This window comes from Reinekea sp. G2M2-21, assembly GCF_015687175.1.
Taxonomy (GTDB): Bacteria; Pseudomonadota; Gammaproteobacteria; order Pseudomonadales; family Natronospirillaceae; genus Reinekea.
Window position 1 is genome coordinate 85461 of the sequence record NZ_JADPQG010000002.1, and the last position, 25502, is coordinate 110962.

General features: G+C 46.4%; 27 protein-coding genes. 2 read left to right on the forward strand and 25 right to left on the reverse strand.

Features of this window, described 5'->3' with window-relative positions; all coding sequences use genetic code 11:
- Positions 1–62 precede the first annotated feature (62 nt).
- From IYN85_RS09195 to IYN85_RS09205, 3 genes are all read right to left on the reverse strand, one after another.
- Positions 63–815, reverse strand: coding sequence for a hypothetical protein (locus IYN85_RS09195; protein WP_196158604.1), 753 nt, complete (start codon positions 813–815; stop codon positions 63–65).
- A 381-nt stretch (positions 816–1196) separates the two neighbouring features.
- A complete protein-coding gene (locus tag IYN85_RS09200; RefSeq protein WP_196158605.1) occupies positions 1197–2186 on the reverse strand; it encodes an aldo/keto reductase in 990 nt (329 codons plus the stop codon).
- Between the two features lie 20 nt (positions 2187–2206).
- A complete protein-coding gene (locus tag IYN85_RS09205) occupies positions 2207–3196 on the reverse strand; it encodes an aldo/keto reductase (RefSeq protein ID WP_196158606.1) in 990 nt (329 codons plus the stop codon).
- Between the two features lie 117 nt (positions 3197–3313).
- On the opposite strand from IYN85_RS09205, the gene IYN85_RS09210 reads away from it, so the two are divergent.
- Both IYN85_RS09210 and IYN85_RS09215 read left to right on the forward strand, forming a co-directional pair.
- Entirely contained in the window at positions 3314–4201 is an 888-nt protein-coding gene (locus IYN85_RS09210) for a LysR family transcriptional regulator (protein ID WP_196158607.1), read from the forward strand.
- Positions 4202–4343: 142 nt separating this feature from the next.
- Positions 4344–5450 (forward strand): GGDEF domain-containing protein, encoded by a 1107-nt coding sequence (locus tag IYN85_RS09215; RefSeq protein WP_196158608.1) that lies wholly within the window; start codon positions 4344–4346, stop codon positions 5448–5450.
- A 14-nt stretch (positions 5451–5464) separates the two neighbouring features.
- Here IYN85_RS09215 and IYN85_RS09220 read toward each other — a convergent pair whose 3' ends face one another.
- From IYN85_RS09220 to IYN85_RS09325, 22 genes are all read right to left on the reverse strand, one after another.
- Positions 5465–5935: a group 1 truncated hemoglobin gene (locus IYN85_RS09220; RefSeq protein ID WP_196158609.1), complete on the reverse strand. Its 471-nt coding sequence runs from the start codon at positions 5933–5935 to the stop codon at positions 5465–5467.
- A gap of 10 nt (positions 5936–5945) precedes the next feature.
- Positions 5946–6803: a DUF3034 family protein gene (locus tag IYN85_RS09225; protein WP_196158610.1), complete on the reverse strand. Its 858-nt coding sequence runs from the start codon at positions 6801–6803 to the stop codon at positions 5946–5948.
- Positions 6796–9135, reverse strand: coding sequence for an EAL domain-containing protein (locus IYN85_RS09230; RefSeq protein WP_196158611.1), 2340 nt, complete (start codon positions 9133–9135; stop codon positions 6796–6798). Before IYN85_RS09230 ends, IYN85_RS09225 begins: the two co-directional genes overlap by 8 nt.
- A complete protein-coding gene (locus IYN85_RS09235; protein ID WP_196158612.1) occupies positions 9125–9811 on the reverse strand; it encodes a methylamine utilization protein in 687 nt (228 codons plus the stop codon). Before IYN85_RS09235 ends, IYN85_RS09230 begins: the two co-directional genes overlap by 11 nt.
- A gap of 304 nt (positions 9812–10115) precedes the next feature.
- Positions 10116–11012: a hypothetical protein gene (locus tag IYN85_RS09240; protein WP_196158613.1), complete on the reverse strand. Its 897-nt coding sequence runs from the start codon at positions 11010–11012 to the stop codon at positions 10116–10118.
- Between the two features lie 66 nt (positions 11013–11078).
- Positions 11079–11936 carry a hypothetical protein gene (locus IYN85_RS09245; protein ID WP_196158614.1) on the reverse strand — a complete coding sequence of 286 codons (858 nt, stop codon included), beginning with the start codon at positions 11934–11936 and terminating at the stop codon, positions 11079–11081.
- A gap of 106 nt (positions 11937–12042) precedes the next feature.
- Positions 12043–12447 carry a hypothetical protein gene (locus IYN85_RS09250; protein ID WP_196158615.1) on the reverse strand — a complete coding sequence of 135 codons (405 nt, stop codon included), beginning with the start codon at positions 12445–12447 and terminating at the stop codon, positions 12043–12045.
- Positions 12448–12501: 54 nt separating this feature from the next.
- A complete protein-coding gene (locus IYN85_RS09255; protein WP_196158616.1) occupies positions 12502–12879 on the reverse strand; it encodes a hypothetical protein in 378 nt (125 codons plus the stop codon).
- A gap of 2005 nt (positions 12880–14884) precedes the next feature.
- Positions 14885–15190: a hypothetical protein gene (locus IYN85_RS09260; RefSeq protein ID WP_196158617.1), complete on the reverse strand. Its 306-nt coding sequence runs from the start codon at positions 15188–15190 to the stop codon at positions 14885–14887.
- Between the two features lie 106 nt (positions 15191–15296).
- On the reverse strand, positions 15297–15752 hold the full coding sequence (locus IYN85_RS09265; protein WP_196158618.1) for a hypothetical protein: 456 nt from the start codon (positions 15750–15752) through the stop codon (positions 15297–15299).
- An 86-nt stretch (positions 15753–15838) separates the two neighbouring features.
- Positions 15839–16294 carry a hypothetical protein gene (locus tag IYN85_RS09270; RefSeq protein ID WP_196158619.1) on the reverse strand — a complete coding sequence of 152 codons (456 nt, stop codon included), beginning with the start codon at positions 16292–16294 and terminating at the stop codon, positions 15839–15841.
- 506 nt (positions 16295–16800) lie between these two features.
- Complete coding sequence (locus IYN85_RS09275) at positions 16801–17562, reverse strand: hypothetical protein (RefSeq protein WP_196158620.1); 762 nt, start codon at positions 17560–17562, stop codon at positions 16801–16803.
- Between the two features lie 503 nt (positions 17563–18065).
- The gene (locus IYN85_RS09280) at positions 18066–18449 is read right to left on the reverse strand and encodes an ankyrin repeat domain-containing protein (RefSeq protein ID WP_196158621.1); all 384 of its coding nucleotides are present in this window, start codon (positions 18447–18449) and stop codon (positions 18066–18068) included.
- Positions 18450–18507: 58 nt separating this feature from the next.
- Entirely contained in the window at positions 18508–18873 is a 366-nt protein-coding gene (locus IYN85_RS09285; protein WP_196158622.1) for a hypothetical protein, read from the reverse strand.
- 101 nt (positions 18874–18974) lie between these two features.
- Positions 18975–19148 carry a hypothetical protein gene (locus IYN85_RS09290; protein WP_196158623.1) on the reverse strand — a complete coding sequence of 58 codons (174 nt, stop codon included), beginning with the start codon at positions 19146–19148 and terminating at the stop codon, positions 18975–18977.
- A gap of 396 nt (positions 19149–19544) precedes the next feature.
- The gene (locus IYN85_RS09295; protein WP_196158624.1) at positions 19545–20036 is read right to left on the reverse strand and encodes a hypothetical protein; all 492 of its coding nucleotides are present in this window, start codon (positions 20034–20036) and stop codon (positions 19545–19547) included.
- Positions 20037–20165: 129 nt separating this feature from the next.
- Positions 20166–20570, reverse strand: coding sequence for a hypothetical protein (locus tag IYN85_RS09300; RefSeq protein ID WP_196158625.1), 405 nt, complete (start codon positions 20568–20570; stop codon positions 20166–20168).
- Positions 20571–20709: 139 nt separating this feature from the next.
- The gene (locus tag IYN85_RS09305) at positions 20710–21063 is read right to left on the reverse strand and encodes a DUF6228 family protein (protein WP_196158626.1); all 354 of its coding nucleotides are present in this window, start codon (positions 21061–21063) and stop codon (positions 20710–20712) included.
- Positions 21064–21161: 98 nt separating this feature from the next.
- Positions 21162–21470 (reverse strand): hypothetical protein, encoded by a 309-nt coding sequence (locus IYN85_RS09310; RefSeq protein WP_196158627.1) that lies wholly within the window; start codon positions 21468–21470, stop codon positions 21162–21164.
- Between the two features lie 558 nt (positions 21471–22028).
- Positions 22029–22505, reverse strand: coding sequence for a JAB domain-containing protein (locus tag IYN85_RS09315; protein WP_196158628.1), 477 nt, complete (start codon positions 22503–22505; stop codon positions 22029–22031).
- 116 nt (positions 22506–22621) lie between these two features.
- Complete coding sequence (locus IYN85_RS09320) at positions 22622–22972, reverse strand: hypothetical protein (protein WP_196158629.1); 351 nt, start codon at positions 22970–22972, stop codon at positions 22622–22624.
- Positions 22973–23198: 226 nt separating this feature from the next.
- Positions 23199–25298 (reverse strand): bifunctional diguanylate cyclase/phosphodiesterase, encoded by a 2100-nt coding sequence (locus IYN85_RS09325; protein WP_196158630.1) that lies wholly within the window; start codon positions 25296–25298, stop codon positions 23199–23201.
- Positions 25299–25502 lie beyond the last annotated feature (204 nt).

Consider the following 25502-nt stretch of genomic DNA (forward strand, 5'->3'; position numbering starts at 1 on the left):
AAAAAAGCCGTGAATATTCACGGCTTTTTTATGAGGCTTTAGGCAATTCTCAACACGGTCGGTTAGCGCTTTGGCCCACTCATCACCAACAGCTGTTTGTTGTTTTTTAACACATAGTACTTACTGCCATTCGCCAGACGTAACACACCTAATATCAAATAAGTGTCTTTGTTGCTGTCGACCTGAATCGCCATGTTCGCAAACGGTGTATCCGTTTGGATTAAGCGAGCGGACTCACCATTGACAACGAAGCGATCACCGTCGGCTTCAATGAGCAGATCATTCACAGCATCCTTATTTTTCAGCGCCAATTTACCATCGTTCGCAATTCTTTGCGGATAGTAATAATCGAAATAATCGACTTTCCAGCTCGCTTCATTTTCATCTTTCATGGCAAAAGGATAGGCAGACGATGTCGCTAAAAACCCTTTGCTCTGGCTGCCATCGGCCAGCAGTGAATAACACTTCGGATGGGTTTGACTGATCGACCACTGGCCTTTGTTAAACGACGATTCGGTCACCGTTAGCTCACTATCGGTCAGGAAGTTCCCGGTCCCCATAATGAATTCACCTTCTCCTTCGACGGCCGACATATCGCGGTTTGTCTTGTCGGCAAACATCACCCATTCATCGGCGCTGTAATACACACGCTCGGTGTACACATAGTTTTCGCGGATTGTCTTGGTTGCCGCATTAATTTGCATGGCGGATGGAGTTTTTTCCACTGGAGCCGCACAACGGGCTTCGTAGGTTAAGCTGGCACAGCCTGAGGTAACGACGGCTACAAGGCCAAGGGATACGAATGTCTTATTCATTTTACTTTCCTTAATAAATGCGCGAGTAACGTAAGGTCCTTTTTCCTAAAAAACAAGCACTTAGTCACCAAAGGATGACTTACAACATGACTGTCAGCACTCATACAATAGGTCCGAACTGCGTCAGAATGTCACTGTCATTGAAAATGATGGTAGGGGGTGCGATGTGAGATGGTGGTCACACTCGCGTCGATGTAAATAACCTGCCGCACTGCGTTGGCTGACAAGTACTGCGAGAGGTAAGGGGATCTCCCCTTGGAAAGTAAAAACATCTGAGAATATCTTTCGTTGAAGACCTAGCCACTATCGCCGAACTATTGCAGGTCCATAACGAAAAAACACCACCGGAGCCTCACAAATGAGGCCCCAATGGGCAGGCGTTTACCAGCGTTGCGGTGCCGCTGGTTTGTTGCCCATGATGTCATCGAGTTGCTGCATCACTTCCGGTGTGAGTGCTGCCGCCGATTCGCGTGCTTTCAGGTTGTCTTCCAACTGGCTCATTTTGCTGACACCGAGAATGACGGTACTGACATTCGGATTGGCCAGACACCAGTTCAGGGCGAGATGGTGCATGGGTACGTCGATGCGGTTGGCCAGTTCTGCCAGCTGCTGAATTTTATTCAGTTCGCCCTGGTTGCCCTCACCCATTTTAATGTCTCGCAGCCACGCGTATTCCGGCAAACTTAACCGGCTGCCTTCCGGAATGCCGTTGAGGTATTTGCCGGTTAACAGTCCGGACGATAGCGGTGACCAGGTCGTCAGGCCTAGCCCCACCAAGTCATACAACGGTGCGTAATCCCCTTCGACCTTGGCACGGTTAATCAGATTGTATTCTGGCTGTTCAACCACCGGCGCGACCATGTTTTCGGCTTTGGCAAATGCCCAGGCTTCGGTGATTTGCTGTGCATTCCACTCGCTGGTGCCCCAATACATCACCTTGCCCTGGCGGACCAGATCGGTCATGGCGGCAACAGTTTCTGAAATGGGGGTGTCGATATCCGGGCGGTGGCAAAAGTACAAATCCAGGTAGTCGACCCGTAACCGGTTCAACGCGGCGTGGCAAGCATCAAAAACATGTTTGCGCGATAACCCTTTTTGGTTGGGTTTTTCACCGCCCCAAAACACTTTCGAGGACACCACAAAGCTGTCCCGTGACCAACCCAGATCGGCCAGCGCTTTGCCCATCAGACGTTCAGATTCGCCAGCCTCATAACCTTCGGCGTTATCGAAAAAGTTGATCCCGGCATCGTAGGCGGCGGCCATAAGATTTTTTGCATCGTTCTGATCAACTTGCTTACCGAAGGTGACCCACGAGCCGAAACTGAATTCGCTCAACTGCAGGCCGGTTTTTCCCATGCGACGATAATTCATAAATATCCCCCGTTATGTTTTTAGAGTGTGCCACGAATGTGTTGACGCACGTTCTGTCGGTAGAACGCACTCAATTCTTCGTGCAACGTTTTACTGAGTGGCGGCAACGCAGATACTTCGGCGTTGCGTTGAATTTGTTCGGCTTTGCTGGCGCCGGTAATGATAGACGACACCGCCGTGTGGTCCAGCAACCAACGCAGCGACAAATCCGCAAGGCTCATCTGCGTGGCGTATTGCTGCTTCAGTTGATCGGCGAGGTCAACGCCCAATTCAAACGGCAAACCGGAAAAGGTTTCACCGACATGGAATGCGGCTCCATCTTTGTTGTAATGACGGTGGTCTTGCGCAGTAAAGGTTTGACCTTTGGTCATTCGACCAGACAACAGACCACTGGCCAGACCCAAACGAACGATAATACCCACCCCTTTCGATTCCGCCGCTGGTAGCACCGCATCAGCCATATCTTGTCGCAACACGTTAAAAATAATCTGCAACGACGCGACATGGGTGTGATCCAGGCAGTAGAGCGCTTCTTCAACGGTTTCAACACTGGCGCCATAATGGGCAATGAGGCCGTCGCTTTTCATCTCTTCAAGCCAGTCAAAGACCTCGCCACGCTTCATTTCTTCAAACGGAATGCAATGCAGTTGCAGCAGATCAAGCGTGTCAACCTGCAACCGGTCGCGGGACTGTTCGGCGGATGTGCGCAGAGCTTCCCGGCTGTATTGTTCCGGATACAGCTGCGCAGAGCGTCCGGCCTTGGTGGCGACAACTCGCTGCGGTTGTGGGTGAGCGGTCATGAACTCACCGATGAATGTCTCGCTCTGACCACCGCCATAAACATCGGCGGTGTCCCAGAAGGTCACCCCAGAACGGTCTGCGGCGTGCAATATGGCGTCCGCCTCGTGTTGCGAAATAGGCCCCCAGTCACCGCCCAGTTGCCAGCAACCCAGACCGATTTCAGAAACCTGCAGGCCACTTTGGCCTAATGGACGTTGTTTAACTGTCATGGTGCACTCCTTAACACGGATAGATAAAGTCGGAATTTTGAGTGTGGCTAGTTTAATTGGTCTGCAATAGAAGATAATCTACTATTTATTAACACTATTGGTCAGCACAGCTAAACAATGAGCCGATTTACCGAGATGGAAGCTTTTTTAAGTGTCTGCGAACTCAACAGCTTCACGCTGGCGGCAGAAAAACTCATGCTGTCGCGCAGCCGGGTCAGTCAGTTGGTGGCGGGTCTGGAACAACGGGTGGGTGTGCGCTTACTGTTGCGCACCACCCGTTCGCTGAGTCTGACGCCGGAAGGTGAGCAGTTTTTTAATCATTGCCGCGACGGCATGCGGCAATTGGCCAGCGCCGAGGCTAACCTGAAGCTGATGTCGACCCGCTTAACCGGTCCAGTTCGCATCAACGCGATTGGTGGACTGTTCGGGGAAAAGTATCTTGCCGAGGCGTTGTGTGACGTGGTGAAAGAACACCCGGAGTTGCAGTTAACTATCGACTACACCAGCACCATGATCGACTTGCAAAAAAGCCCGGTGGATCTGATTTTGCGCATCGGCTCGGCGCCGGGCGACGACGTCAATGCGCTCTGTTTAGGCGAAATTGACCACACTCTGTGCGCCAGTCCCGCGTTTCTCAGTCAATACCCGTTTCCCGAATCGCCGGATGATCTGGCCGCGCTTCCCTTGGTGTGTGGCACGCCTAAAACCTGGCAACTGGAGCACCGAAAAAGCGGGCAACTGCGCACGATTACGCCCAATGCTAACTGGCGTTCGGGCAGCACGGCAGCACAGAGCGTGGCGATTGAACATGGTCTGGGCGTCGGCCGCTTGTTAACTAAATTTGCCGAACCGGCGCTCACGTCTGGTCGTCTGGTGCCGGTCATGCCTCAGTGGCGCATTGTACCGACCTACCTTTGGTTGATATGGGCAAAGCAGGATGAACTGCCAGTGCGTATTCAGGTAGTTCGCGACCATATTGCGCATTGGTTTGAAGGCCAGCTTTAAACACTCAGCGTCCACACGCGAAGGACTGCTTTAAAATTTTAACTATGTTCAAACGATATGGAGCACCGCCAAGGTCGTCTTTTTGGTTTAAACTTTGCAAACCAGTGCGTAATTCAGATCACTCAGGGAACGCTGCTAGCTCATGTTTCGAATCAAAGACGTATCGCAACGCATCATCTCCAACTACCTGAACTCAGGCATCACCAGCGACACGTCTGTGGAAACCGCCCGCAAAATCACTGTATTGAACTTGTTTGCTTTTGTTGGTTTCAGCATCACCTTCGTACTGGGTATACGCGCCAGTTTCCATGAAGGGCTTACGCTGGCCAGCGCGCTATTCGGTGCTTTTTTCCTGTTCTTGTCTTCTCATCTGTACTTGCGTTTTTCATCGTCACACCGAGCGTATAAAACCGGCAGTTTACTGCTGCAATCGGTATTGATCGTTTTGTGTTTGTATTTGGTGTACAGCGGCGGCACAAACCAGACTGGTCCTCTGTGGATTTATCTGGTGCCCCCGGTGGTCATGTTTTTTTCCGGCTTCCGTCGCGGCTTAATCACCATCGCGTTGTTCGTCACCGCGTACGCCATCATCGTGTTTGCGCCATTCGATTTTCTGCACCCGGTGACCTATTCCTACGAATTCAAAACGCGTCTGCTTTATTCGTTTTTAACCTTGACGTTTCTCGCTTCGTTTTACGAATACTCGCGGCAGTCGTCGTTCCAGCGTCTCAACGAGTTGACCATTGAACTGGAACAGCAAGCTCGACTGGACCCGCTGACCCATCTGCTTAACCGGCGGGGTATGCGCGAACGGATTGAGCAGGAGTTCATCCGCCAGCAACGCAATAAAACCGGGTTGTCGTTTCTGTTGATCGACGTCGATCACTTTAAGCGGGTCAACGATAGCTACGGCCACGAAACCGGCGACACGGTGTTGATGGCCTTGAGCCTGTTTCTAACTGCGTCAATTCGCAAGCAGGATGCCGTCGCTCGTTGGGGCGGAGAAGAGTTTCTTTTATTGCTGCCCGACACGTCACTGACACAGGCCGCCTCCCTGGCGGAAAAAATCAGAGCTCAGCTTGAGGACTATCCGATCCGACATGACCAACATTCGTTGCACATTACCCTGAGTATCGGCGTAGCTGAAATGGAGGAGAATGATCGACCGGACGACGCCATCAACCGCGCGGACAAACGCCTTTACCTTGCCAAGCAACAAGGCCGCAACCGGGTCGTCGCAACCGCGTAGACGTTGCCAGGACACTAGTATTGATCCGCATCGCTCAGGTATTTTTGCGGGTGCATCACTTCGTCGTACATGGGCACTAAACGCGCCAACAAATCATTCTGGGCAGCGACCGGCGTGTCGTTTGCGTCCATTGCGGCAATCAGGTCATTGACCAGCGAATCGAAATGGCTTCGGTTCAGCGTCATGTTCGAGTGCGCTTTGGCCATTGAATCGCCACTGTAACGGCAAGGACCATCGCTGACTTCACATAACTGTTCGATCAGTTTCGTGCGGAACCGGTTGATGTCCGTTTCTTCAAAAAAGCCGATCAGTTTTTCGTTCCCGGCGAGTTCATACAGCAGGTTGTCGACGATGGCTGTCACGCCTTCATTACCACCGAGCCGATCATAAAGTGTCGCCTGCTGCGAGGGCTTCAAAGCACAACCCGCCAGAAAAAGGACCAGACCGCAACCAGCAACGCGATTAATCAAAACTCTGTTTCTCATGGTCTTCACCCTAATTCGTGATTTGAATAGATACATAACCGCCGCGCTGTTCATCCCACAACGCAACCGTTCCTAAGTCGACATAAGCCGCCACAACCGCAATGCGCTTGCTGGGAAACCAGGCCACAAATGCATCCCACCAGGGGCTTTCGTCGACCGAGGCTAATCGGTCTGGCTGTTGTCGATACTCGCCACCAATGGCCCAGTGGTGGTTCAAGAACACCCCGGCACTGGCTTCAGCAACCCAGCGGTAATCGCTACCGTCGCCATTGCCGAACCCCAATAAGCCGTTTTGATTGGCGTTGGTGTAACGTGCGGTGACATTCAGCAACAAGTTGCGTTCAGCCAATGCGTGCAGCCACAATTTACTGGCGCTGACATAGATGTCGGTACCGCGATCGCTGTCGGCCCCGAGAACGTCGATCGGTATATTCGGATTCAAGTTAAGTTTCTGCTGCACACCGACGCTGATTTGCGGCCACGGCTCATATATCAGGTGGCCAAAAGCGCGTACCTTGGCTCCGTAAATATGCTGTTGAATGACGGCATCAAACGGCCCGCTGGATAATTCATTCACCTGCAGAGTCTGCTGCATAAAGCTGACTTCCACACGGTTGTTCCAACCGATCAGCACGCCGCCGGCGTCCAGTACCAAATCACTGACCTGCACGCCCCCCGCGCTGGCCGCACCACCCCATTCGCCTTCACTGCCGTAGCCACCAATGGTGGCCCACGGCACAATGCCACCGCCGCCCGCGCCTTCGATCTGCTGCAGTGCCGACGTACCTAGAATTTTACTGGCCTCTTGGGCAATTCCGACAGAGGCGGCACAGCTTAACGCCAGCAAGATAAAAACGGCTTTAAACATGGGAAGACTCCAATTGATGATATTGAAATTGCGCAAGCCAGGTCAGCATGTCGGTGGAGGACATGGGCTTACTGAGAAAATAACCTTGAATCGCATCGCATTGCATCTGCTTCAACAACGCCATTGAGGCGCCGTTTTCCACGCCTTCAGCGATCACGGTCAGCCTTAAATGATGTGCCATTTCTATAGTGGAGCGGACGATTTTCTGGTCGTCCTGATCTTGGTCGAGACGCAAGACAAACGACTTATCAATTTTCAGTTCGTGAACCGGCATCACTTTCAATTGCGCCAACGAAGAAAAGCCGGTGCCAAAATCATCCATCGCCAAATGCGCGCCTGCGTCATAGAGCCGACCCAAGTTGTGCAGTGCCCGGTCCATGTCTTCGACAAAGGCGCTTTCGGTGACTTCCAGCATGAGTTGTTTTGGGTCGATATCACGCGTTTGAATCAGCTTGATAACCCGATCAATAAAGTCATCTTTCAGAATATCTTTTGCCGACAGGTTGATGCTGACCCCCATATCAAAACCCGCCTGATGCCAACGCTCCAACTGGCTTAACGCTTCGCTGAACACCCAGTCGGTTATCAGGGTGATGTCTCCGGAGTTTTCCGCCAGCGGAATAAACTCATCCGGATAGACCGGACCCAGTTCTTGATCGTGCCAACGGATTAAGGCTTCCGCAGAATGAATGCGGCGGCCATGCAGATCGAGCTGAGGCTGGAACAATAAGGTGAAGCTTTGCTCACTGATGGCCTGTTGCAGGCGCTGAGTTACTTTCAACTTGCGCAGATACTGCTCTTCCAACCCTGGCGAATAAACACACTGCCGGTTATTGGCGAGCCGGGCTTCGCTCAGGGCAATATGCGAGCGGCGCAACATGTCTTCGTAATTGTCGGCCTGCTCCGGGCAACGCACCACACCCAATCGGATATTCAGGGTAAATTCAATGTCATTACAATGCAGCGGCTGTGCAAAGGTGCTGGTTAACAGGTCGAGGCGGCTTTCCAGTGGAGCTTGCGGACGAATGTCACTCAGCACCAGAAACTCGTCACTGGCAATCAAGCCCACCGTGTCTTCGGCCAACAAGGCGGACTTCAATCGCTGAGCGGCCAGTTTCAGCACCCGGTCCATAATGGCCGTACCGTATACATCGCTCAGCGATTCGGCGTTGGTAATTTTGATCAACACCGCTGCAAACGGCGTTACCCGCGACGCAATTAACCGGTTCTGCATCAGCGTTGCCATGTAATGCCGGTTTGGTAACCCGGTCAGCATGTCGTGTTGTGCCTGAAAGGTGATGCGCTGCTCACGGTCCTGAATGTCTCGTTGCATCTGGTTGAGGGTATCGCCCAGTTCATTGAATTCTGTTTTTCCGGGAATCGACAACCGTTTTTCATAATCGCCTTTGGCGATACGTCGCGCAGCCTGCACCAACACACCGATCGGTTTGGTGACGGTTCTGGCAATAAACACAGACGCGATAACCGCCAACAGCAGTACCACGGCGGCAATACTTAACATCTGTGTTTGCAGGTTCTGATAGGCCGCGACGGCCTCCCGCAGACTAACGGACATGACCAGAGAAATCTGTTGCGGCTCACGATCCAACAACGTGGTGTTGTGACTCAGCCATTCGCTGTCGGCCAGACCTGCCGTGAACTGTTGCACGGTGGTATCAAACGAAACCGGTGCCGTGGTAAAGCGCGTGAATTCCTCATTCAGCGTGCTGACAGTTTCGGTGGCGCGGTTCAGATCATCCTGAAACAACAGGCTGACGTCGGCTTTGGTCAGGTCCCGAAAGCTCGTCACCAAGTCGGAGTCGATCGCAAAACCCACGCCGACCCAGGCGATCAATTCAGGCGCATTCACTGGCACCATCACCAGCTGAAATGGTTTGTGCTCCGTTACCGCCAGGTCATTAAAGGGTTGCGACTGTCCTTTAATTTTCTGCTGCAAGGCCGCCTGCGTGACGCCGAGATCGTGCGTGCTGATGAGTACCTCACCTAGCGGGCTCATTAACAGCATTAAGTCGGCGGATATGCGTTCACCATGGTTCACCAACGCGCTGATGATGGTCTCTTCTTCATTGGTGGCAATGGCCTGACGGAAACCAAAATCTTCCGCGAGCAAGGCGGTGCGGTCGGTCAACTGCCGGCTGTTTTCATCCAGCAATGTATCGAACACGCGCTCAGCCACCAGTAACTCACGTTCGGCATTGGCACGAGCGGTGTTGTCCACCGCGCGTAAAACCGCCCAGGTGGTGGTAAACAACGCCAAACCGAGTAACAGAATAAACGAGGCCAGCAGGCGGTTGCGGAAACTAATTGCCATTGCTTTTAAAACTCTTCAGGCGATCGCGCAGACTGGAACCAGCCTTGTCGTCGCTTTCAATCGGCACAGTCATTGGCAAGTCCACGGTCAGCACACCGCCACTGAGCGCAGACCACTGCTCAGGCGTTAAAACGACCGGCGCGTTCAGTAACGGATGCCAAATTCGAAGATCGCCTTCGGAGCCGCTTTGATACCGGGGAAACGTGACCTGCCCCTGACCATCACTGACCTGCGCTATCGGCGCGTCGGTGACATAAATGTGTGCACTCATTTTGTCGTGAATATTGCAGCCAATGGCGACCACACCTTGGGTGTCAAACAGGACAGGGGGCGCCTGATTACCCGCATAGAGTTGCAATTCAAAGGGCTTGGGTGCGGAGAATGAATACACATGATGGCGGGATTCGTCACTGTTCGGAAACTGCACCGAGGCACCGGGCGGAACGATGAGCACCCGTGGCGTGAACTGGTAATCTTTCTGATCCATCCGGTATTCACCATCGACCGGGTACATCGAATCTACCGTCTGCGCGTCGAACTCCACAACCGCATTCGCCACCGGTTTGCCTTCAGAATCGTGCAATTGCACCTGTGTCAGTTCTGCCGCAACACCTTGCAGTGCCAGCCACCCTGCGGCCCCCAACAGCATTTGCCTGCCCACCCTGGTTACCTTCATACAACTGCCCGGCCTTTATGATTTGTGTGATGGATGTCTATTATTCGCAGCCGGGTGCAAATCAGATGAACCCCCGCGGTTATAAAGACAAAAATGCCTGCGATCACCGTTTGACGGCGCCCTAAGCGTGAGTATAGACGAACACTCTTCGAGTGCCGGGTTTGTTATTTGGAAGGAAGTTTTGAGGAAAAATGGGATGAAGTGTTTATCACGAAGCACTTAATGGCGAGAGACCGCACGGCCACCACTACCGGTGGCCGCGTATTCTTGGCCCGGAGGACAAACCGATTGTGGCAATGCCCAGCTACCAAGTATAGGTGCGTTGCCAAAGATCATCTGGCGAGAACTTGTTGTGATAATCGACACCGCCGTACACTCCGGCCACGTTGACTTCCTTAACATCAAACAACTTGCAACGATACTTAACAAACACACTTTTAACCCCTCGCAACATACCCAACGGTACGGAGGTGTCACTCAGCTTCGCTTCCCAATCGTCTATACCCTGCAAGCTTGCCATAGCGGTGACATCGAAAGCGACGTAGAGAAATTCACCAATAACCTTGACGGACACAACAACATCCACAACATTGTTGAACCCCTCGTAAACCCTTTCTGTGTCGCCATCTACCCGGACCCATTCGCACCAGCGAACGGTTTGCCCATTCCATTTTCTGAATTTCTTTTGGGTCGACTCCACAAACAGTGCACGAGATTCCTCAGGGGTTAAGCCATGCATGTTGTTAAACAAGGAAAACAGAAACTCCCTGTCTTTCTCTTTGGGTAAGTGAAACCGACATAAGGCATAGTTTCCCGACCCTTTTCTGGGAAGATCAAACAACTTAACGCCTTCTGTGTTTTGCTGACTCTGCTTTACTTCCGCTTGCAAAACATCGAGCGCGCTAAAGGATTTTAGCTGCCCGTTGAGATAACACAGGAACGCCTCTTCATGGGCTTGCTCGAAATAAAACCGAAACACGATGTTCTTTGCGCCAAAAGCTTCTAATGCGGTATTAAGTGTCAGGAAATAGTCCTCAACATACTCGACAAACGCCAGTTCTACCGAGTACTCGCTACCCTTTTTGGTCACCCGAACATCTTTCGCTTGAATGCTCTCGTTACACTGCTCTATGACAGCCGTGACTTTCTCGGTGCTCTTCCGGCTCAGCTGGAAGGTAGCGGTTAAAACGTTTTCGCTCATTGAAATTACGCCTTATTGGATTCGTGGTGAGGTTCCGGCCTGGCTGTTAACAACTATCAGAATTTATTAGCTTTCTCGAATATCAGAAATCAAGTCATGCCCTAAAATCTTAGTACGCGCTGATTCTACAAATGCATCCCGATTATGAGCGTCGAAATCAGGACTATAATTTTCTATTTCCGAACATAATTCTTTAATTCCATTTATAGCCAATTCGTTGATTGAATCGCTTTTACTACCGTTTGCATTGCGAATTAGGTATTCTAAATTACCTAAAAAGTACTCAATGGAAACTTCTACATAACTTCGTTCATTTCCACTCCAGTGCTGGTTATTTCGACTTTTAAGATCATGAATATTGTCCAGCTTTGAAATTTTCAGAAACTGAGTAGCTTCCCAGGCAAACTTAATTATGAAATCTCTAGGCCTCGTAACAACAAAATCTAGTCGTTTGTCGTATCCCATCTCTTCCTTCATAGCTAAAAACTCGGAACAATATAGCGCTTCTGAAATAAGTTCTACGCGATGAAACTCATTTGGAACTGCGCGATACATGCGTGATGCATAAGTCAACAACTGTTCATGCAAGTTACGCCTCTGAGACACATGTTCATTGAAGAATATTTCACGGATATCTTCGACCCCCTCAAATGGTGACAGAGTTATTCTTTGATACACATAGAGTTCACGATCAGTTTTTCTTGGCTTTGCGCGCAAGTAAAACCTCTCTTTTTGACCGATTTCGGACTTAGGGGTTTTTGGATATTCTTTCAGCTCTCTTTCTTTAATAGCTTCCCAAGTCTCATTTCTATTTTTAACCCATTTCGCATCATCAAGCTTCCATAACCCCGTATATTTATCGAATTTGCTTAGATACTTTCTGTATTCGCTTTCTTCTATCTTCTTTTGGATTTCGCTTTTCATTCTAATCCTTCAATGTCATCAATAATTATGTCGGCGCTACTTAGTAGCGAAATTGAGCGCCTGTGAGTTTTCAATCCTTGCCTGTTACAGGCGAATACTTACTTTGCTAGCTAGCTTTAAGAACGTTCCTTCGCTCTAAATAGATCAAATGTGCGGTAACGAACAATGGCGGTCCAAAAATAACGAATGAATAAGATAAATTAAACTTCACATATTCGATGAATATTGCGAACGCTGATAAACCCAGACAAAGATAAAATCGAATTACTTTAATATCTGCAATATTAAAAGCAGGATCGAATATCTTCATCACCAATTGCATGACCCCCCACAACGCAAACCCACCAAAGATTACTGCAAATACCAGGGGCAGAGCGCTAAATCCGACCCCTAAAAACATTGTGAATAAAACAAGCGGCAAAGCGATAACGCCAAGAATCCACATATAGAAAACAACGCCATATCCTATGACCAGCTCAATAACAACTAACAGTCTAATCCACATACTCAATGATAGTTATCCTTTCTAGCAATGGCGTCGCCGGCTTGCATAACCAACTTACATTCAATATACGTACGTAGTGATGCTCTCTTTTTCAGTTTTAGGGTCATATACCAAGCTCACTTCCAAACCACCGGAGAACCTGATACAAAGGCAATTGTTACCAATCACCTCGTATGATTTCAGTTTACCAATTGCTTGATCATCACTATGTCCATATTCCACATACCTATAACTGAAATCATCATCCCCATCAAGTGATGAGAAATTAGGGTTTTGCCTAACCCCCGTTACTTCCCAAATACAACTTTCATCATTGTATGAAGCTTTTAAACAGTCGCCATTCGTAAAGAGGACATAGAAAGCGCAGCAACTGGAAACCAAATCGTTTCCTTGCCAATGTTCCAGTGAATAGAGTTTCTTACATTGAACTTCGTTCATAGACCCCCTTAAGCACTTTACTTGTGGCTAGGTCGAGCAACGAGGTCACTACCCGCATATTATTCATTTAAAGCCCAAACTATATTTGTAGTTGATGTAGAGAGCATATCTGCTTTCGCTTCAGACAATGGTTTTTACACCCGTGAAATAAGCAAAGCCTTTCTAACTCAATACCATGTTCATCCTCTAGCAGCGCACAACCAATTTCAGTTAAATTGAGACCGGCAAATCTCTCTACATAACAGACATGGTCGAACGAAAGAGATAGGCCAGAAGAATACTCTGTCAGGTCGTCGCCAATAACTTCACTCAAAAACAATTCTCTTTCTGAGATGCCGAAAGACCCTATTCGCAGATGGTTCGAAATATAAACTATCCGACCATCGCATTCATCTGAGGCAACCCAATTTCCGCCTGCACCAAACCACCAGTTCATAAAACAACTCTATTCTTAACGACTTAAGTATCAGCAAAGACACGCGTCAGAGCGCTTAAGCCCAAGTCGAATGTGCTTAGCGAATATTTATTAGGCTACGTGGCCATTCGTTTTAGCCAGGGACTATCAACCATGATAGGACAAGGACTCCATACAAGATTGATACTAAACTCATACTGAAACCAAAACCAATGAGCGCATTGTACCCGTACTTATTCTTAGTTCTAAAACTGCAAAACAGACTGACAGTACACAACAGAAAGGTGACGACTAACACAAAGATGATCCCGTTTTTATCGCTCAACCAAAACCCGGGAACAAGATATTGAACTCCCTGAACCGGATACTCAACTTCGTATTTTAGAAATGGGATGATCGAATTCACGTAGTCGGCTATATCCCAGAAAAATTCCCTAAAAGAGTATTCGCAAAGAAGAATCAAGACGACTGAGACCCCTCCGAAGAACGCTGAAATGTAACTCCCTTTATTTAGTCCCATGCATTACCTAACGTATTTACACCGATAAACTGCTTGCTGCATTACTCCGCCAAAACCCACTGCACGGAGCGTAGTTGATTGGGCTATGATTCATAGACCTGTCAAATGTTGGGCTACCCTTCAAGCCAAGGAATCAATCTTTTTCTGCAACTCTTAGCGTGCTCGACCATTCAAAACCCTGACTTCTATGATGCTCGACCAGAATAAGTTCCCGTAGCCCTTGTTAAACGTTATTTGCTTCGGAAAGCCCACAATTCTTGCACTTCATTTTTGTGAATACTATTGAAGTGTTTTCAAAAGCTAATTTATGACAGCTTGGACATTCTAGCTTTCTGAACTGGCGTGCCGACCACATCCAAAGTGAATACCAACTTAGCATGACTATGAGCCCCATAAAGACACCTGGTTGAAGGCCAGCAACATATACTAAAATTGATATTGTAAAAAGCGCAAACGGAATCCAGCTAAGCCAAATGAGAATGTATATTCGCTTCCGTTTTCTTGCTTCTATCCAAAATGTCTTGTTCATATTCAATATCATCAATTAAACAATGTAAGGTAATCCTGATTTCGCGAGAAGTAACGAATTGATCTGCCACCTTCGACAATGCGTTTGTTAATAGGTGCTTGCACCCAGCACTCAATTATAGTCGGACGTTGCATTATCATTAAATCTCGATACCGAAATGTACTTTTGCTATCAGAGCTGTTATTAACACTACTGCTAATGGCAAAACGAAACCCGCAATCGACTGAAAGAACTTTTTCCGATGGTACTTTCCGGTTTCATTAAAGAGATTGGGAAATAGTAATACTGCATCGCTAATCCAAGGGCTATCGTTACCTTCCTTGAAATTACTTCGTGCTTTTTTTTATGATAAAAAGCCTTAATAAAAAACAGACCTGAACACAGCGCCATACAAGAAGTATTGACTGTTATTAGTGTATCAACCATTAAGTGCCTATTAACTCTACGACCATAAGACCACTGCAGAAGTGAATTTTTTGTGCTCGATTTTTTAACGCAAAACGAGGAAGTTCAGGCGCGAAATTGTTGCCCTTGTTAGTAACTATGTCCAAAGCGCCCACCTGATGTGAATTAAACGAATCAGCATCTGGTTTTCTTCTTGATGCTTTTCGTCGCTGCTAGGAATATCCTCTTCCTCATGAGATTGCCACCAAGCATATAATTCTTCCAGTTCCTTCTTGGCTGCTCGGTGCTTATTATCAGCATCCCAATCTGTATGACCGCTTAGCAACCCTTCCTTCTCAATGCAATCAGACAGCAGCTGGAAGCAAGCATGGAGCATGACTGAATCTTTATCCCGCCACCCTCCATTAAGAGTATCGATTTTCAAGATGTTTCCAGGTTTCATGAACTTCCTTTTGACTACATACGACCGCCACAGCAAAAAATGAACGCCGGTGAATTTCTAGTCCACCGCCCAGAACGGGCCGGTTGCTGGCGTTTGTTATGAGAACCTAAGGCTGGCATACAATTTCAATAGAAGTAACTTTTGCAATCATTACTCCCATCCTATACCAGCAAGTTAAATCAATATTTGGATAAAACTCGTATAAGTCTTCTGATTTTTCATGATACTGCCCGTAGATACCAACAGCCTTATCTATTGATGAACCGGGGCATACACCTTCAAAAGTACATATATTAGGTGAGGTAGTAAATGCACCTACTATAAATTGACCGCTAAAATAGATGTCCAGTTCATCATACTTAAAGATAAGATTTATGAAATCCGATATTTCCTCACGAGAATTTGGTTCGCCAAGGATAGAAATTACAGCACCTTCATCAAGATCAGGATCAAGATCAAGAGTGATACCACCTAGCGAAAGATGACTCTCGCTGCCAAGACAAACTGGTGTCAAAGCGATGAGGAAAAATACTCTAAGAGGAGTAACCATTTTTATTCTCATAACGCCCCTAAACCGCGGCTTCGTGAAACGCAGCGATATTGAGTCGAAAGCCCGCCCCTGCAACGCGAGGATTTTATGCCAAGCTGCTACAGGTTGATAGATTTCGACTTCGGTAGGATTTGCCTTTCAACCTCAGTTGCAGCATTAATATCGTCTAAAGTGACGTAGTACCAACTACTTTGGTTTAAGTTGATCGAAAGATAATCACTGCCAATACTAATATAAGCACTGTAATTCAGTACCTTTTGAAATTTTGAATAAGACACCACAACAGTTTTACCGTTTAGCCTGTATTCACACAAACCTGTTCTATAGTCTTGGTTATCGCCTCTATTAGCACTTTCTAAGATTAAATAGTCAATTCCGAATACACCCAAATCACTAATCAAACTCTCAGCAGAGTCATAATTCAAAGTGAGATAAAGTTCATACCCATCATTGTAGTGCCCACCTTTTGGGTAGCTTATTTTAAACCACCTTAATTTTTTCATTTTAGTTATTAGCTCATCATTTTCTTCTAAGCCCGATCCAAAACCAATCATGTCTCATCCACAAATCTAATGCCGTTGAACACCGGAAAAATTGAACACCAGTGAAATTTGGTCGAAAGTGAGGAATGCGCGAGTGCTTGGTCCTGTTTTTCAACTTTGGTATGCCCCACCATTAGGATCGCAACCATCGATGTCGTGAAGTTTACCTTCGGCGACGACCTTGTCATTAGCACATACTTTATTAAAGCTCTAAATATCGTAAGCATCCCCGGGAACTGCATTGTCTTTTAATAGTTCTTCGAAATCCTCGAAGTCATCAAAGCCAAATACTCTCGGGCAGCTAGCGCCACGGTAAAACAATTGCTGAACTAAGATGGGACCCTGCTTATGTGCCCCTCGGATCTTAGAAATACTTTCATCCGGAAGGATTTTCTCACCTTTCGTTGTTCGATCATCAGGTTCGTAACGTGCAGACATTCTCTTCATGGTGTTTTGTACATAACACTTACGCCAGTGGTTAAAATGCGCAGAAAATTTTAGTCCACTGCGCGTTCTTTCTATCTTAAATACGACTCAAATATCTGATCCCTAAAGAAGCTCAACCTATTCGGTATTTTTGTCTCTAACCAAATTTTAACATTTTTGGGCAATTGATCAGGGTACCTAAAATAGGCGTATGCAAATAGCGAAGTTTCTGCAAGGTCTTCGCCCATAGGATGGGACTTCGCATAGTCAGTTACGAAACAACAGTCTAGTCTTTGTGCATTTAACCATTGTTCATTATCGCTAAACAAATAATCCAGTGTCGCATGTACAGACTCATGAAAAACTGTTTCTTCAAGATCATGATTGCCAATACGAATGTCCATGTTTTCAGAATAAACCACAAAAAAGTGACCTAAATGATCTGAAAATGCGGTTTCGTTACCTTTGTGAATGACAACGTGTGATAACCGGTCACGCATGTATACAGGTAGCTTACCAAGGGGGCCTAATAGCTTTATAACGTATTTTTCAGCTTTTTTTCGTGAACCAAAGCTCGAATGTGAAAACACATTTATAGATGTTTCGTCTTTGAATGATATTTTGAAGTGAAAAGAGTCTGCATCAAAAAGGTCGTCACTCCTTTTGTCTGGCATTTCAGCACGCACTCTCCCTAAAAAGTGCAATGAGTGTCCAATGGTCGTTGAATCTTCAGTTATGAAATCAATTTCATTCGATACAACTGAATTCTCAAACAGTGATACGGTGTCAGCGACCGAATAGCTCCCTAAAATTAGGATAAGTCCGATAAAGAAAATATTCTTAAATTTACTCATTTAGTAGATCCATCTGTTGTGTGCAAGTTGTCGCCCAAAACAAGGGCGACGCATCCTTTCAGCCATGCAGTGGCGATACTGCGTTATCTAGTTAAGTGCTACTTGATACATGGCACTGATTTTTCATTTATATCACAGGTCGTTGACCCACTCACTTTAGTAATTAAATCTCCAACCTTAAGCTGGTTTGAATCAAGAATGATTCGAGAACTGCTGAATTTTATCTTTGTGCCATTCTTCCTGCTGATCTCGATCAATGGCATATTGTGATTGTGCGATTCCCACTCGATGAAAGATACGCGACCAGAGAATGCCATTCTCTCGACCTCGTCATGGTCTCGAATGCTCATAAACACACCAACACCCAATACTGGTATTGCTAGGGCTAAGAACTTTAAGAAACTAGGCATACTCTCCCTGATATTTAACGCCTTGCATCGACAAATATCGAACGCCAGTGAATTATTTGTCCAACGCCCGATACGGCCGATTACTGCTATTTGTTAGGTGTACCTTTTAAATAGCGAGTTAAACTGTTTTGATGATTGAAGTGCTTGTTCTTTGGCACTTGTACCGAATTCGGAGACAATACTTGGGTCCGCCCCGGCTTCCAGCAAAATAGTGATAACTTCTATATTCCCAGAGCTGACTGCTGCATGCAATGGAGTAAGTCCCATATCCCCTTGAACATTCAGTCGAGCGCCTTCATCGACAAGAGTTCGTACACCATAAGCATCACCTCTACTTGCCAAGATATGTAAGGGTGTATCACCCATGCAATCTTGCGAATTCAGTTTAACTTTTTTATCTGGAGGCCAAGTTGGAAAAAGGAACTCTTTCGTGGATTCCAGTATTTCCTCAACTGACCTTCGTTGTTTAGGCTTCATAGACACCTAACGTTTATGGAAATTGGGCGTTTCTTTCAGCGTCCATTGCCTGTGATGTTTATTGATTATAAGTTGCGTGGAGTACCGGACTGCAAATATCATATCCATATTTGGCCCATATCTCTAGGCCTATGCTTTTGTCATAGTGATAAATCGTCGACATGGCTACCTTTCCAGTTTCAATATATTTTAGAGGAAACCGAAAATACCTTTCTGCTCCTTTTGTGCCCTTCTTAGATGTTTGTGCAGTAATAATTGTAAGCATATCTTGATCCAGAAACAGCGGAACCGAAATTTGAACCTCGTATCCTTCCTTAGCCACAATAGAAACTATCTCATCTTCACTTGCTTTATATTCTTTGCACTGTAATGCAAATGAATTAGCAGATATTCCGATAAATATTGTTAACAGAAAACATTTCATGATCGATAACGCCCATATTATTTGGCCATTTCACAAGAGCAAGACCTGCCGCGAAAATAGTATTTGTACAGGTTTGAACAACAATCCATCACAATGCGAGTTTAGTCAAAGAAATTTTCGCTAAAAACACCCAGATCGTGACATGACGGAAGGTTTGCAGCCCAGTCTAAGTATGCTTCTTCACCAGATTCAACATTATCAAAGTAATCACATGCTTTATTGTTCTTATCACCACCGATAATCCATCCCCAACCTTCGAAATCGTAAAGGACCATCCAATGATTCTTAACATCATCTAAACCAACAAGAAATAACCCTAGTTTTTCAGCATCGAATTCATCGTTAATACTTACTTCAAGTTTAACGAACTTTCGCTAACGGTCTTCAATGCAATCCATTAACTTGAAACCATGTTTAGTTGCAAGAGGAGAGCTAGAACCGATGATGGAATAGAATGTGTCCAAGTTAATCCATTCTCCTTTTGGCTGTTTCATTAAATCCAGATACCGCTCATCATTAGCTAGTTCGATCATCAATTCGCAGTTATTTTCCACTTCTACTCCAATGTATCTCTATTGGTTGTAATGCTGTAGTTTAATCAGCTTGTGTATATCGTTTGCGGTTGGTTGGTGCGAAGCAGAAGCCAATCAGCAACACGGATTTGTTAGAAATTATCGGTCCCAGTACCAATTCAATACTTCTGATACTTCCTCAATACCCACTTCAAGTATCAACTCAGCATAAGAATGCAATTCTGATGATGCAGCAATTGCTGCCAGCGCTGCCCGCGATACACCAGAATCAGTGTACTTATTAAGCGCTGCCAAAGATCCAAGTTGTTTAATTGCCTCGTGATATGATGATTTGAGCTCTTCCGGGACCACTACTCCGGATTTAAATCGAGCAACTTCAATTGCTGCAGGCAATGAAAAAAAGCTAGCAGTTGCTTTAGCGGGATTACCACTTAGGATACTGACAATTTCTGGAACAGCAGCGATAGAAGCGGTGAAGATATCGCCTTGATGATAGAGATTACTCCACAGAGTGAACCAAGGCTCTTTTTCAAAAGAGGATTCTTCAGGGAAGAACTCCAGTTGCTCTAATAGTCCTGGAATATCTTCGGCGATGCCGTATGCGTGTTTTAGGTTTCCCCAACTTGTCATGCATAAACTTCCATACGATTTCTAACGTTTCTATAACCGGTGAATTTTAGCGCCAGCGAAAATGAGTCCAAGACCAGCTTGCAAAGCAAGGATTCCTGGCCTGAGGTTCACTGGATTTTTTGTAGTACTTTACTGACAAACCTTCCTATATTCGTTCAATACGGCCTCGACCAAAGAAATAAGTTTATCTCTCTTAGTCCAAGGTTTTAGCTTAGATGGTAAGCGACTTAGCCAATGTCTATTTGGACCACAGTCATCCGACCTTATTCGAGATAGCTCATTAGTTGAAGGCATTTTTTTTTGCCCAATTACTCCTAGAAAATGCTCCGCTTCAAATACAGAGGCAAATTCCAGTAAATACCCCTTGTTTTCAACTACCAACAATGGGAAACCCTTCATGGGGATGGGTTTATGGAACGGTGGGTCGTAGCTACTTGCATCATGCCAAGTATCGCCATCTACATTCGCATGCACCCAAAAGCTAATTGGAGTAGTAGTTAACTCCTTATTAAAAACTATGTGCCATTTACTCATGAGGTTGCACTACTAACGCCGCCAGCAGGGGCCGAAAAACCAAAGCGAAGCAGCGGTTTTTTGTTCCCTCTGGCTGGCCTTGTTATAAGTTTGCATTGATTCGGAAGAATTTGTGGATGTTACATGACAACTGGTTTAGCTACCCCGACTCAATACATATATTTGCAATAGCAAGCCACTGATAGTCATATAGGTTAAATCGAAAGCATAAATTGATGTGACCTGTTTTAGACATTGTGGCCTCTAGCCTGAACTCATCCTCCAGTGCCCGCCAAGATTTCTGTCCATCCCAGCCAGACCAATTGTCATCAAGCTCCTTAAAGAAATCCCAAACTGAAACTGCATACGCCGAATTTTCTACCTTGATAGTCGCATTCATTGCATCCGATCTTAGATGCAGGTCATAGTACTCAACCCATCCCTCATCGTTGAATCGTGGGTTATCTAGTACTACGCAAAAATCTGATTCGTTTCCTATCTGAATGCGATCCATCGTTTTCCTTATAACGCCAATGCTTTGTGGCGAGCGAATGCACGCCCGGAACTGCGTGTTAACTTAAGCGGGCCTGATGCAACAGCGCATTGTTACTTTTACTGCGTATGAAAGCCGGTTACTAAACACTTATCTGAAGAGTCTTTGGTATAGTCCACTCTTATCACTGCATGTCCGGCAGTTTTAGCGGTTAATACTAAAGAAAATATAGCTTTGCCGCCTTCAGTAGACAGGTCAATGTACATCAATCCCCACTTACACTCAGGAAGCGATTCAACGGGATAGAATCCTGCTGTACTTGCCCCTTCAGAAAAAACCCGATTTACGTGGATTGTTCTTCCCAAATTTTCTGCCAAAACTAGAGCAGAAGTGCACACTAATAGAATGGTAATTGTCAGTTTTTTCATGATTGTCCTTTATTGAAATTAACAGTTTCATATGCCGCTACTGCGGTTTTTTCCGGCGCCGCATCGTCAGACTTGGTTTCTGGTCGTATTCGGCTCAATGCCAATCATATTCTGCGGTGCTGGTACTATTGTCAATCTGATCACTCTAAAAAACGGCACGTGCGGTTATTATCGAGAAACTCGTACCTCTGAAACGCTCTATTCATGGGGGCTAGTCTAATAAGCGGGAAATAGAAATTTCGTTATTGCCTTGGTCTTGCTGCGCCGGCTTAAATATTCAGACATTTCCCGGGAAATTCGGCGCACAGGCTTTTTTGCGCGTAAGTGGCCTTCTTTGCAAGTGACGAGGCAAAGTTTATCCGTAATTGGGGAGACGGCACGAACCGTGTGGGGTGGTTAAAGTGGTGGCTATGTATTTAGAGTTAAATTGTTGGCCTAAAGATCAACCTACTTGAGCGGTACGTCTCCAGATTGATGTTAAAGCCTCGACTGCTTCGCGCTCAGGCGGAACGGTATGGAAAGGCGATGTCGGGCTAAAGCCCGACCTACAAGTGAAAATTACACCAAACCGAGTCTGGCGAGTGAGGTGGTGTTCATTCGGTTGGAATTCGAGTCAGCCTTGGTAATAAGAAAAAAATCATCCAGCCATATTGAGTATTCCAGCAGGCGGTCTTTTATTCGCGTGGCTTCCAGCAAGTGTTTGTCTTTGATCGACAAATTTCCTTTGGGGTTGTGGTGGATGAGGATAAGCCGCGTGGCGTTGGCTTGAATGATGTGGCTGATGAGTAGGTTGGTGGTGAGTTCTTTGAGGGAGAATTTCCCGGTTAGGATGGGTCTACTTTCCAATAACACGCTACGCGTGCTGAGCATGAGTGCGTGAATGGCTTCGTGTTTTAAATGGACGAAGGTGTTGGCAATGTACAGCTCGGCACGGGCGATGCTATCGAGTATCACTGGGTTGGGTTTTTCCAGTTCACGTTGATGGGCGTGGGTAAACAGCAGTTCGTCGTCTATGTTGGTGATTTTTTTGTACATGGTTTGTCTCGCTTTTTAAATTCGTTTTCTGTTTTTAAAGCATCAGAAACCTTGCCTGCGTGCGCAGGCAAGATGTGCGGCTAAGCAATGTGTTCTGTGTTTTCTACTGCGTTTGTTCAGCGGCTGTTGTTACTTCGGTACTGCTTTAACAGTTGCTGATAACTCACGTATTTCACGGAACACGGCTTTAGCCGCATCGAATTTGGAAAAGCTCCGGTGTACAACGCCAGGGCGATACGAAAACGCCACCAGTGTAGGGCGCGTAAGTACGCGGGGTCGGTTTCTATCTGTGGGTTTCGGTGCCGGTTGGCGTGTGTGGAGTTTGCTGTTGTGTTAACAGCGGTTTCACAAGGGGTTTTCGCTTCAACAGGGTGTTGAAGGTCGCTGTTTGTTGCGCTTAGTTTCCCTTGCGGGGAGATTTTTTCTTGGAACGAGCGGTGCTCTAGCTTACCATTGAACTTAGCCATAATTGATACCTACTATATCGGTTGTGGTTAGCTGCCCTTGAGTGTTACAGCACTCTTGGGTAGCGCTTAGTTTTACGATACTTTCTTTGCGTTATTTACCTCCTGAATTTTCTGAAAAACCAACCTGTATAAAACACTGGGTGAGGATTGAACACAATTTATTTTTTGAGTGATGTGAAAATATTGTGATGCGCGTCTAAAAAACACTCACTCGCCGGATTTCCAATTACGACGAGCGTAAAAGAGCCGGCGGTAATTGCGTTGCCTGCCATTGTGTAAATTCTTCCACAGGCATCGGCCGCGCGATACCGTAGCCTTGCAATATATGGCACCCAATCGCAGTTAGCAGGGTTGCTTGCTCGGGTTTTTCCACACCTTCGGCAATGGTCTGCCTGCCATAGATTTTTGACATTTCGCAAATTGTTTTGACCAAGCTTAAATTCTTTTCATCGATCAACATATCCCGTACGAACGATTTGTCTATCTTAACCGTTTCAACATCTAACTGATTAAAAATACTCAATGAACTGTAACCTGTTCCAAAATCGTCGAGGCTGAAGGTCACGCCATAAGGTCGTAACGATTCTATGAAGGTTTGCATGAGGTTAAGATTATTGACGGCGTCGTGCTCTAGTATTTCAATTTCTATTAGTCGGCAGATTGCCGGGTCTGTTTTACTGAGAGTGGCGTTCAGAAACTGGTGAAAGTTTGGGTCCTGCATACTGTAAGTTGTTATGTTAATGCCGACTTTCAAGCCCTGCTCCACCGCACTTCGCAATTCATTTTGCATAAGATTGATAACTTTGTTGACCACCCACTGGTCCACTGCAAAGAGTAAATCTGGCGCTTTCTGGCTATTTAAGAAGCTGTCCGGGTAGATCAATGTATTGGCATCTTGTTGCCAACGAATTAAACATTCAAGACCATATAGGCGTTCGTTTGTTGCATCGTACTGGGGTTGCACGTACAGACGCATTTCCTGATTTTCGATCGCGTTCAATACGGCTGTTCGAGACTCGTTCGCCAGCAGTTTTTGTTTTTCATAAAGCGAGGAATAGAACTTTACTTGCGACAACCCCTCCGTTTTTGCCAAACTCATGGCCAGCATGGCATGTCGAATAAGTTGCTCTGCCGTTCCAATGTCCTCTGGGTAGTATGCGATCCCCACTGAAGCGGTTACGGACAAGTTGTGAGCATCTATGGTCAGTGGCTGACTGATGATGTTCGACAATCTTTTGCAGAAATCTTCAATGTTGAATAATTGAGGTAAGTCCCTTAGAACCAGTATGAATTCGTCGCCACCCACACGGGAAAGGATGTCCTCATCACGAATGTGATCGTGAATGCGCACAGCAAGACGCTTTAGGATGCGGTCACCTTGGTTAACACTGTATTTTTGGTTAATCCGCTCGAACTGGTCAATGTCGATATAAATGACCGCCAGTTTAAGGTGGTGGCTTTTTGCGTACGCAATCGCTTCACCAAGGTTTGCAATAAGCGCTTTCCGTTTTGGCAGCCCAGTCAGAATATCCACCTGGTTTGTAGGCAATGAGACATGTGGGCTTTCTTCGGTTTTTTTCGTCAGTTCGCTGAATATTGCTACATAGTTGGTGATGTTGCCTTTTACATCTTTCAGGGCTTTAACGGTCAGCTGCTCGGAATATACTTCGCCACTTTTCTTGCGATTGACCATGTTGCCAACCCATCTTCCATGCGTTTTCAAATCATGCCAAAAGGCTTTGTAGAAATCAGCGCCCTGATGGCCGGAAGACAAAATAGCCGGGTTGTAGCCAATCACTTCGTCAGCTTGGTACCCGGTTATTGCACTGAAAGAAGGGTTTACAAACAGAATGTTTGCAGAAGAATCGGTCACCAGAATGGCTTCATTGCTTTCTTCAAACACTAGCTTGAATAGCGAGGACTCCCACAATAAGTTGTTACATATGATCAGGTCTGAAAAAGCGATACACGTATAGCCCTCGTTATGACGCTGCAAGTTCAAAACATCGATTCGCATCCTGAAGATATTTTCCAGGCGATCTTCCAAATGCAGAATCTCGGACCAATGAGGTTCCGCCAAGGTACTGTTGAGTACAGGAATATCAGACAATGGGCGTAAATGCTCATCTTTGTCTAAAAAGAACAAGGGCAATGAAGACAGAGGTTGATGGATTAGGTCTTGGTGCCGGCTATGACAAAGGCGGAGTAGGTTATCACTAACAAACTGAATGTTGTTTGAACTATCCAAAACCAAATGGAGCAGGATGTTTTCCTGCTCCAAAAGTTTAGGTGCGAGTAAAGATAAATCCTCTTGTTGTCGAGCCATGTTCAACACCAAAGTAAAACGTCAGTTTCACTTTAGTCGCCGCCCTTTTTTTGGTCAAATTGACATGGTTCACCCATATAGAGCTGAATCATTCGCGCGCAGACAAGTATAGGCGGCACGGGAAATCGGTTGCATGGCTTCAACCTTTGGCTGGTTGTCTCGCCTCTCTAATTCAAATGTTCCAGGGCATAACGTGCCGGTTAA